7 protein-coding genes and 1 pseudogene are annotated in these 9,279 nt (G+C 69.1%); 4 read left to right on the forward strand and 4 right to left on the reverse strand.

Going from position 1 to position 9,279, the window contains the following annotated elements; translation table 11 throughout:
* Positions 1–57: 57 nt before the first annotated feature.
* Positions 58–791 (forward strand): annotated as a pseudogene (locus P1P70_RS03060) (transposase); the annotation flags it as partial.
* A gap of 341 nt (positions 792–1,132) precedes the next feature.
* Here P1P70_RS03060 and P1P70_RS03065 read toward each other — a convergent pair.
* The 3 genes from P1P70_RS03065 to P1P70_RS03075 form a co-directional block, all read right to left on the reverse strand.
* Complete coding sequence (locus P1P70_RS03065) at positions 1,133–2,662, reverse strand: UDP-N-acetylglucosamine 1-carboxyvinyltransferase (protein ID WP_319234319.1); 1,530 nt, start codon at positions 2,660–2,662, stop codon at positions 1,133–1,135.
* Positions 2,663–2,778: 116 nt separating this feature from the next.
* Positions 2,779–2,976, reverse strand: coding sequence for a DUF4236 domain-containing protein (locus P1P70_RS03070; protein WP_319234320.1), 198 nt, complete (start codon positions 2,974–2,976; stop codon positions 2,779–2,781).
* Positions 2,977–3,078: 102 nt separating this feature from the next.
* On the reverse strand, positions 3,079–3,801 hold the full coding sequence (locus P1P70_RS03075) for a VOC family protein (protein ID WP_319234321.1): 723 nt from the start codon (positions 3,799–3,801) through the stop codon (positions 3,079–3,081).
* 208 nt (positions 3,802–4,009) lie between these two features.
* Here P1P70_RS03075 and P1P70_RS03080 point away from each other — a divergent pair, with 208 nt between their 5' ends.
* Positions 4,010–4,393, forward strand: a complete 384-nt coding sequence (locus tag P1P70_RS03080) for a VOC family protein (protein ID WP_319234323.1) — start codon at positions 4,010–4,012, stop codon at positions 4,391–4,393.
* Between the two features lie 60 nt (positions 4,394–4,453).
* Here the strand turns inward: P1P70_RS03080 and P1P70_RS03085 are convergent, their stop codons facing one another.
* A complete protein-coding gene (locus tag P1P70_RS03085) occupies positions 4,454–5,350 on the reverse strand; it encodes an aminoglycoside phosphotransferase family protein (protein WP_319234325.1) in 897 nt (298 codons plus the stop codon).
* A gap of 351 nt (positions 5,351–5,701) precedes the next feature.
* Here P1P70_RS03085 and acnA point away from each other — a divergent pair, with 351 nt between their 5' ends.
* Both acnA and P1P70_RS03095 read left to right on the forward strand, forming a co-directional pair.
* Positions 5,702–8,419, forward strand: a complete 2,718-nt coding sequence (gene acnA, locus P1P70_RS03090) for an aconitate hydratase AcnA (RefSeq protein WP_319234327.1) — start codon at positions 5,702–5,704, stop codon at positions 8,417–8,419.
* 210 nt (positions 8,420–8,629) lie between these two features.
* The coding region (locus P1P70_RS03095; RefSeq protein WP_319234328.1) for a helix-turn-helix domain-containing protein at positions 8,630–9,279 on the forward strand (650 nt) is incomplete at its 3' end.

Below are 9,279 nucleotides of genomic sequence, written 5' to 3' on the forward strand. Positions count from 1 at the left end.
GATCGTCAAGTCACCGAGTAGGGCCGCGCTGCGAACGCGGGTCGGGAAGGCACGCCCGTGCTCAGCGTAGTCAACGAAGACGGCACCACCGAGGCCGGTTCCCTGATCGACGAGATCGTCCGCGAGGGTGCTCGGCGGATGCTGGCAGCCGCCCTGGAGGCGGAGGTGGACCAGTACATAGCCGAGCTCGCCGGGCAGCGTGACGAGGCCGGTCGCCGGCTGGTGGTCCGCAACGGCCGGCACCGGCCGCGGACCGTGACCACGGCTGCCGGGCCGGTCGAGGTGGCCGCCCCGCGCGTGAACGACAAGCGGGTCGACGAGACGACGGGTGAACGTCAGCGGTTCTCCTCGAAGATCCTGGCGCCGTGGTGCCGGAAGTCCCCGAAGATCAGCGAGGTGCTGCCGCTGCTCTATCTCCACGGCACGGCCTGTCGTCGGGCGACTTCGTGCCCGCGATGGAACAGTTCCTGGGCTCCTCGGCCGGGCTGTCGCTGGCTACGGTGACCCGGCTGACGCAGTAGCGGACCGCCGACCACGCCGAGTTCCAGCGCCGTGACCTGGCCGGATCCGACTACGTCTACGTCTGGGCCGACGGCGTCCATCCCAAGATCCGCTTGTCCCAGACGCACTCCAGCCTCCTGGTCCTGATGGGCGTCCGCATCGACGGCGCCAAGGAACTCATCGCGATCACCGAGGGTCTGCGCGAGTCCACCGAGTCCTGGGCGGACCTGCTGCGCGACTATCGGCGGCGCGGGATGCGCGAGCCGATGCTCGTGGTCGGCGACGGTGCACCAAAGCGGGCAAGGTCGCTGCCTCAGCACCATGATGGTTGCCAGGGTGGCTTGCCGGGGCGTCGACATGGGTGCCGGTGATCGACCGGGCGCGGTCGGCGCGACACGACCGACATCGCACGCTGAGGGCCACTTCGGCGGCAACCCTCCGTGAAGGCTGACGGATCCTCAGGGATACCTGACGTATCGTCAGCCATTCAAGATCATCTTGCACGGGCGTTGCACAAGGTGCTGAAAAACAACAGTGATCAGTGAAGGGTTGTGAAGGTGAATATCGGCAGGTCAGCAGGCATGTTGAGGTGTCGTGCCCCTTGCCTTCAAGGGGCACGACACCGCGCCGTTCAGATGTCCCGGAAGATCTCGATCTGCGCCCCCACCGTGTTCAGGCGTTCCGCGAGATCCTCGTAGCCGCGGTTGATGACGTAGACGTTGCGGAGCACCGACGTGCCCTCGGCGGCCATCATCGCGAGGAGGACGACCACGGCGGGGCGCAGCGCGGGTGGGCACATCATCTCGGCCGCGCGCCAGCGGGTGGGGCCCTCGACCAACACCCGGTGCGGATCGAGGAGTTGGAGGCGGCCGCCGAGGCGGTTGAGATCGGTGAGGTAGATCGCCCGGTTGTCGTAGACCCAGTCGTGGATGAGGGTCTGGCCCTGCGCGGCGGCGGCGATGGCCGCGAAGAACGGGACGTTGTCGATGTTCAGGCCGGGGAACGGCATGGGGTGGATCTTGTCGATCGGGGCCTGGAGCTTGGAGGGGCGGACGGTGAGGTCCACCAGGCGGGTGCGGCCGTTGTCGGCGAAGTACTCCGGTGAGCGGTCGTGGTCGAGTCCCATCTCCTCCAGGACCGCCAGCTCGATCTCCAGGAACTCGATCGGCACCCGGCGCACGGTCAGTTCGGACTCGGTGACGACCGCCGCTGCGAGCAGGCTCATCGCCTCGACCGGGTCCTCGGAGGGCGAGTAGTCGACGTCCACGTCGATGTGCGGCACGCCGTGCACGGTGAGCGTGGTGGTGCCGATGCCCTCCACCCGTACGCCGAGGGCCTCCAGGAAGAAGCAGAGGTCCTGGACCATGTAGTTGGACGAGGCGTTGCGGATGACGGTGACGCCGTCGTGGCGGGCGGCGGCGAGCAGCGCGTTCTCGGTCACCGTGTCGCCGCGCTCGGTCAGCACGATCGGACGGCCGGGGGTGACGGAGCGGTCCACCTCGGCGTGGTACAGCCCCTCGGTGGCCGTGATGTCGAGACCGAACCGGCGCAGGGCGATCATGTGCGGCTCGATCGTCCGCGTCCCGAGGTCGCAACCGCCCGCGTACGGCAGCTTGAAGTGGTCCATGCGGTGCAGCAGCGGGCCGAGGAACATGATGATCGAGCGGGTGCGGCGCGCCGCCTCCGCGTCGATCGCGTCCAGGTCCACCTCGGCCGGCGGCGCGATCTCGAGGTCGACACCGCCGTTGATCCACCGGGTGCGTACGCCGATGGAGCCGAGCACCTCCAGAAGGCGGTACACCTCCTCGATACGGGCCACCCTGCGCAGCACTGTGCGCCCCTTGTTCAACAAGGAGGCGCACAGCAGCGCGACACACGCGTTCTTGCTGGTCTTCACGTCGATCGCGCCCGACAGCCGACGCCCGCCGACCACCCGCAGATGCATCGGCCCCGCGTAGCCCAGTGAGACGATCTCGCTGTCGAGGGCTTCACCGATTCGGGCGATCATCTCAAGGCTGATGTTTTGATTGCCGCGCTCGATACGATTCACCGCGCTCTGGCTCGTCCCGAGCGCCTCCGCCAACTGCGACTGAGTCCAGCCACGGTGCTGTCGTGCGTCACGGATGAGCTTGCCGATGCGTTCGAGGTAGTCGTCTGCCATGAGGGAGAGGTTATCTCAGATATGAGATGACGCCTCTTGGGGGGTCTGTTGGGGGTGTGACGCGGGGCCGTTCAGGTGATGTCGCGCGATGTCAGCTGATGGAGCGTCAGCCTGGCTCAGTGGCGCCGCGCGCTGCGGGTGCGGCGCCAGCCGAAGGGACCGGGCAGGTCCATCGAGGTCGTACGGCGTCCCGTGCTGCTGTGGGTGTGGCGGGGGCCGTTGCGGCCGCCGGTGGTGATGGACCAGGAGCGCTTGTTGATGTTCAGTCGCACACCCGGCAGGATCTGAAAGCTCTTGCGGAACGTGAGCGGCATGACTGTCTCCTTCCCGATTTCCCGATGCCCGACGGGTACCCCGCTCTTCGGTCCGCATCCCTCCCGCGTACGGCAACTGGGCTCGGCCGGGGGGTACTTGCCTCAGCGGGGCGGCAGTACGCAGAACTCGTGGCCGTCGGGGTCGACCAGGACCGCCCAGTCGACCGGGCCCTGGCCGATGTCGGCGGGGGCCGCGCCGAGCGCGACGAGCCGGTCGATCTCGCTCTGCTGGTCGCTGTCGGCGGACGGGACGAGGTCGAAGTGGAGGCGGTACTTCCCGACCTTCGGGGCCAGCGGCGGACCACCCCAGGTGATCTTCGTGCCGCCGTGCGGTGACTGGATCGCCGTCTCCTCGTCCTGGTCCCAGACCAGGGGCCAGCCCAGCGCCCGGCTCCAGAAGTACCCGACCTCCTGCGAACCGTCGCTCGCGAGCGCGCCGACGAGTCCGCAGCCGGCCAGGAAGTTGTTGCCCGGCTCGATCACGCAGAACTCGTTGCCCTCGGGGTCGGCGAGGACCACGTGCGTCTCTTCCGGGAGCTGGCCGATGTCGATGTGACGGCCGCCGAGCTCCAGTGCCCGCTCCACGATCCGCCGCTGGTCGTCGAGGGATGTGCTGGTCAGGTCGAAGTGCATCTGGTTGGGAACGGTCTTCTTGTCCTGGCTGGGCAGGAAGCGCAGCCGGAGCGAGGTGTCCTCGTCCGGGGCGAGCGCGATGCCTCCGTAGGGGTCCTCGGTGGTCTCCCGGTCCAGGACGCCGGCCCAGAAGTGCGCGAGAGCGACCGGGTCGTTCGCGTCGAAGCTGAGCGCGTGAAGGTGGGACGTCATCGCGTGGGATCTCCGATCCGTCGGCACGGCCGCGGACAGGGCTCGTCCCCCACCCACGGGGAGTGACCATGGGGAGGGGCCCATGGGGAGCGACCGTGGGGAGTCACCATGGGGAACAGCCATGCTAGGAAGCCCGGGAAACGCCCCGCAACGCAATAAGACGCCGCTTCCTTCGGTGCTGTGCGGCGAAACCGGGCAGCAGTACTGCATGGAATCCCCACCGCGCTTCACGTTGGCCGCGACCACTCTCGACGCTCCGGACGCTCGCGAACTGGCGCGGTTCTACCAGGGCCTGCTCGGGTGGCCGGTGCGGAAGGACCACCCGGCGTGGGTAGAGATCGCACCCCCCGACGGCAGTGCCGGGTTGTCGTTCCAGACGGAGCCGCTCTTCACCCGACCGCGGTGGCCTTCGACGCGGGCCGAACAGCAGATGATGACGCACCTGGACATCGAGGTGGACGATCTGCCAGCAGCCGTCGACCACGCCCGCGCCCTGGGGGCCACCGTGGCGGACTTCCAGCCTCAGGGCGATGTGCGGGTCCTCTACGACCCGGTGGGCCACCCGTTCTGCCTTTTCGTGCGGACCGGGTAGGGAGAGGGAGCGCCCGACACCGCGTTCACCCGACAAGCCTTCGACCCGGGTGACACCGCATCACTCCGACGACCCCAGAATCCGATCGAGTGTCCGGCGTCCCAGGCCGCTCATCGCCGGATTGGTCTCGACGTAGTACCAGACGAGACCCATCGCCTGTTCGAACGCCCATGCCCTGCCGCGCTCCCACTCCAGATCGTCACAGGCCAGGGCCCGGCGGAGCACTTCCCGCGGGCCCGTCCGCAGCAGGTGCCAGGCGCCGACCAGATCCAGCGCGGGGTCGGCCGGGCCGAACCCGCCGGTGTCGAGTACGCCGCCGAGCCGGTCTCCCGCGACCAGTACGTTGCCGGGAATCAGGTCACCGTGGCTCATCACGTCGGCGCCCGTGCGGGGCAACTCCCGAAAGTGGCTCCACAGCCCGCGCAGCCGGGGCACGTCGAGCAGCTCCTCGCTCTCCGCCAAGCACTTCGCCATCCACGCGTCGTGGTCGGTGAGGACGCCGCCACGATTGTCGCCGTCGAAGACCCTGCCCCGCGTCTCGGCCTCCCGCAGGTCCGCGATGAAGACGGCGAGGTCCTCGGCGAAAGCGTCCGAGCCGCTCGGGTCGGCAGCGGAGGACACCGTGCCCGGCAGCCATGTCTGGACCGACCACGGCATGGGGTAACCGGCCCCGGGCTCTCCCAGGGCGACGGGTTCCGGGACGGGGAACCGCGACACCTCGGCCAGCTCCGCGCTCGCCCGGGCTTCCCGCTCCAGGACCGCCAGCGCCTCAGCGGGATCGGCCGGACGCAGGGGGAAACGCGCGGAGAGGCCGTCACCGACGCGGAAGATGGCGTTGACCGTCCCGGTCGACGCCACGCGCCGGATCGCCTCGCCGCGCCACCGGGGGAACTGCTCCCGGACCAGGGACTCGACGATCTCGGTGGTCACGTCCACCTGGTCGACGTGCATGGTCATGCGTGCAGGCCCTCCCGGTCCCGTGCGAGGACATCGAACGCGGACCGGACCGCATCGACGGGGACGACAGCCAGTATTCATCCGCCAGAGTGCGGATCAACCGAGATTTCCCGTTCCGGCCGCCGACGAGCGGGGCGACGGCACGGAGATTGGCGCACGCCACATCGGGCCGGGCATGACCAGCCCGCGCCCATGTACTACTGTTATCTCGACATCGAGATATCTGCCGAGGCGCACTGCGGCCGCCACCCCGGTAAGGGGTACCTAACTTAGCCATACCTTAGCGGATCGGCCAAGGGGGCGTGGCGGCAGGATGCGGTGGTACGCGCACATGGAATGAAGGAGACTGTCGTGTCGGCGAACAGCTTCGACGCCCGCAGCACGCTGCAGGTGGGCGACGAGTCGTACGAGATCTTCCGGCTGGACAAGGTGGAGGGCGCCGCGCGCCTCCCTTACAGCCTGAAGGTGCTGCTGGAGAACCTCCTCCGCACCGAGGACGGCGCGAACATCACCGCCGACCACATCCGCGCCCTCGGCGGCTGGGACTCCCAGGCCCAGCCGTCGCAGGAGATCCAGTTCACGCCGGCCCGCGTGATCATGCAGGACTTCACCGGCGTGCCCTGTGTCGTCGACCTCGCCACCATGCGTGAGGCCGTGAAGGCCCTCGGCGGCGACCCGGCCAAGGTCAACCCGCTCTCGCCGGCCGAGATGGTCATCGACCACTCCGTCATCGCCGACAAGTTCGGCACGAACGACGCCTTCAAGCAGAACGTCGACCTGGAGTACGGCCGCAACAAGGAGCGCTACCAGTTCCTGCGCTGGGGTCAGACCGCGTTCGACGACTTCAAGGTCGTCCCCCCGGGCACCGGCATCGTCCACCAGGTGAACATCGAGCACCTCGCCCGTACGGTCATGGTCCGTAACGGCCAGGCGTACCCCGACACCCTGGTCGGCACCGACTCCCACACCACCATGGTCAACGGCCTCGGCGTCCTCGGCTGGGGCGTCGGCGGCATCGAGGCCGAGGCCGCGATGCTCGGCCAGCCGGTCTCCATGCTCATCCCGCGCGTCGTCGGCTTCAAGCTGACCGGTGAGCTGACCCCCGGCACCACCGCCACCGACCTCGTGCTCACGATCACCGAGATGCTCCGCAAACACGGTGTCGTCGGCAAGTTCGTCGAGTTCTACGGCGAGGGCGTGGCCGCCACCTCCCTCGCCAACCGCGCCACCATCGGCAACATGTCGCCGGAGTTCGGCTCCACCGCCGCGGTCTTCCCGATCGACGGCGAGACCATCAAGTACCTCAAGCTCACCGGCCGCTCCGAGCAGCAGCTCGCGCTCGTCGAGGCGTACGCCAAGGAGCAGGGCCTCTGGCTGGACCCGGCCGCCGAGCCCGACTTCTCCGAGAAGCTGGAGCTCGACCTCTCGACGGTCGTCCCGTCGATCGCCGGCCCGAAGCGCCCGCAGGACCGCATCGTCCTCGCGAACGCCGCCGAGCAGTTCAAGGTCGACGTCCGCAACTACGTCGACTCCGTGGACGAGGCCGGACAGGAGTCCTTCCCGGCCTCCGACTCCCCGGCCGTCGCCCCGAACGGCGCCCCGTCCAACCCGGTCACCGTGACCGCCCCCGACGGCTCGACGTACGAGATCGACCACGGCGCGGTGACGGTCGCGGCCATCACCTCCTGCACCAACACCTCCAACCCGTACGTCATGGTCGCCGCCGCGCTCGTCGCGAAGAAGGCCGTGGAGAAGGGCCTGACCCGCAAGCCGTGGGTCAAGACCACCCTCGCCCCGGGTTCGAAGGTCGTCACCGACTACTTCGACAAGGCGGGCCTGACCCCGTACCTGGACAAGGTCGGCTTCAACCTCGTCGGCTACGGCTGCACCACCTGCATCGGCAACTCCGGACCGCTGCCGGAGGAGGTCTCCAAGGCCGTCAACGACCACGACCTCGCGGTCACCTCGGTCCTCTCCGGCAACCGGAACTTCGAGGGCCGGATCAACCCCGACGTCAAGATGAACTACCTGGCCTCCCCGCCGCTGGTCGTCGCGTACGCCCTCGCGGGCTCCATGAAGGTGGACATCACCAAGGACGCCCTCGGTGTCGACCAGGACGGCAAGCCGGTCTTCCTGTCCGACATCTGGCCGACCGAGGCCGAGGTCAACGACGTCGTCGCCAACGCCATCGGCGAGGACATGTTCTCCAAGTCCTACCAGGACGTCTTCGCGGGCGACGCCCAGTGGCAGGCCCTGTCGATCCCGACCGGCGACACCTTCGAGTGGGACGCGGAGTCGACCTACGTCCGCAAGCCCCCGTACTTCGACGGCATGACGATGGAGACCACCCCGGTCTCCGACATCACCGGCGCCCGGGTCCTCGCCAAGCTGGGCGACTCGGTCACCACCGACCACATCTCTCCCGCCGGTGCCATCAAGGCCGACACCCCGGCCGGCAAGTACCTCACGGAGCACGGCGTCGAGCGCCGCGACTTCAACAGCTACGGCTCGCGCCGAGGCAACCACGAGGTCATGATCCGCGGCACCTTCGCCAACATCCGCCTGCGCAACCAGATCGCGCCGGGCACCGAGGGCGGCTACACCCGCGACTTCACGCAGGAGGGCGGCCCGGTCTCCTTCATCTACGACGCGTCGCAGAACTACCAGGCCGCCGGCACCCCGCTGGTCATCCTGGGCGGCAAGGAGTACGGCTCCGGCTCGTCCCGCGACTGGGCCGCCAAGGGCACCGCGCTCCTCGGCGTCAAGGCCGTCATCACCGAGTCGTACGAGCGCATCCACCGCTCGAACCTCATCGGCATGGGCGTCCTGCCGCTGCAGTTCCCGGCCGGCCAGTCTGCCGACTCCCTCGGCCTGACCGGCGAGGAGACCTTCTCCATCACCGGCGTGACCGAGCTGAACGACGGCACCACCCCGAGCACGGTCAAGGTCACCACCGACACGGGCGTCGAGTTCGACGCGGTCGTCCGCATCGACACCCCCGGTGAGGCCGACTACTACCGCAACGGCGGCATCATGCAGTACGTGCTGCGCAGCCTGATCCGCAAGTAAGCGGCCGGCTGGGCAAGGCAGTCGAGGGCCGCATCCCCGGGACCGGGGATGCGGCCCTCCGCCGTGCCCGCGCCGCGTCCGACGCGCCTCTTACGGGGCGAGTCGGCTGCTGCTCAGCAGGAACGCGGGTTCCCCGGCGAGGGCACGTCCGCTTCTTCGGTTCCGCCGGTTCCGTCGGTCTCGGGGCGATCGTCGGCCTAATCTGACCCGATGGTGGGGGCGACGGTGGGGGAACACCACTTCGGTGCGCGGTTACGGCGGCTGCTCGCTCACCGGCGGCTGCGACCGGCCGCCCTGGCCCGGCACGTCGACGTCCCCGAGCGCGAGCTGACGGCAGTCCTCCACGGCGGCGAGGCACCGGCGCCGCCCCTCCTCCGGCGGCTCGCACCCGCCCTCGGCCTCCACGCGGCGGATGTCTTCGCGATCGCGGGCACCGACACCCCTGACGACCTCGCCCCGGTGGACGCGACCGCCGGACGCGCCATCACCGGTGTCCTCCGGGAAGCAGCCGACCTCCCGCCGCAGCAGCTCGACACGCTGCGCCGATTCGTCGCGTCCCTGCCCCAGGCCGAGCGCACCCGGCCCGTCCCGGAAACCCCGCCGGGCCGTCGTTACCCTCCGGGGCCCGGGGCCCTTCTCATGTCCATGCTGCACAACCGGAATCTCAACTGGCCGGCCATCGCCAGTACCTTCCATACGGTCACCTACCGGTACTGGGCGGCCTCCACCTTCGGCCAGGTGGGCCATGGCCGTAAGCCCCTCACCCCGGACCTGTTGGCGGACTACGCGGTACTGCTCGACGTCCCCGCCGACGACCTCTCCGCGCTGACCGGCATCCCCCTGCCCACCACCCCCGGAAC

The sequence above is a fragment of the Streptomyces sp. MB09-02B genome (assembly GCF_033794485.1).
Taxonomy (GTDB): Bacteria; Actinomycetota; Actinomycetes; order Streptomycetales; family Streptomycetaceae; genus Streptomyces.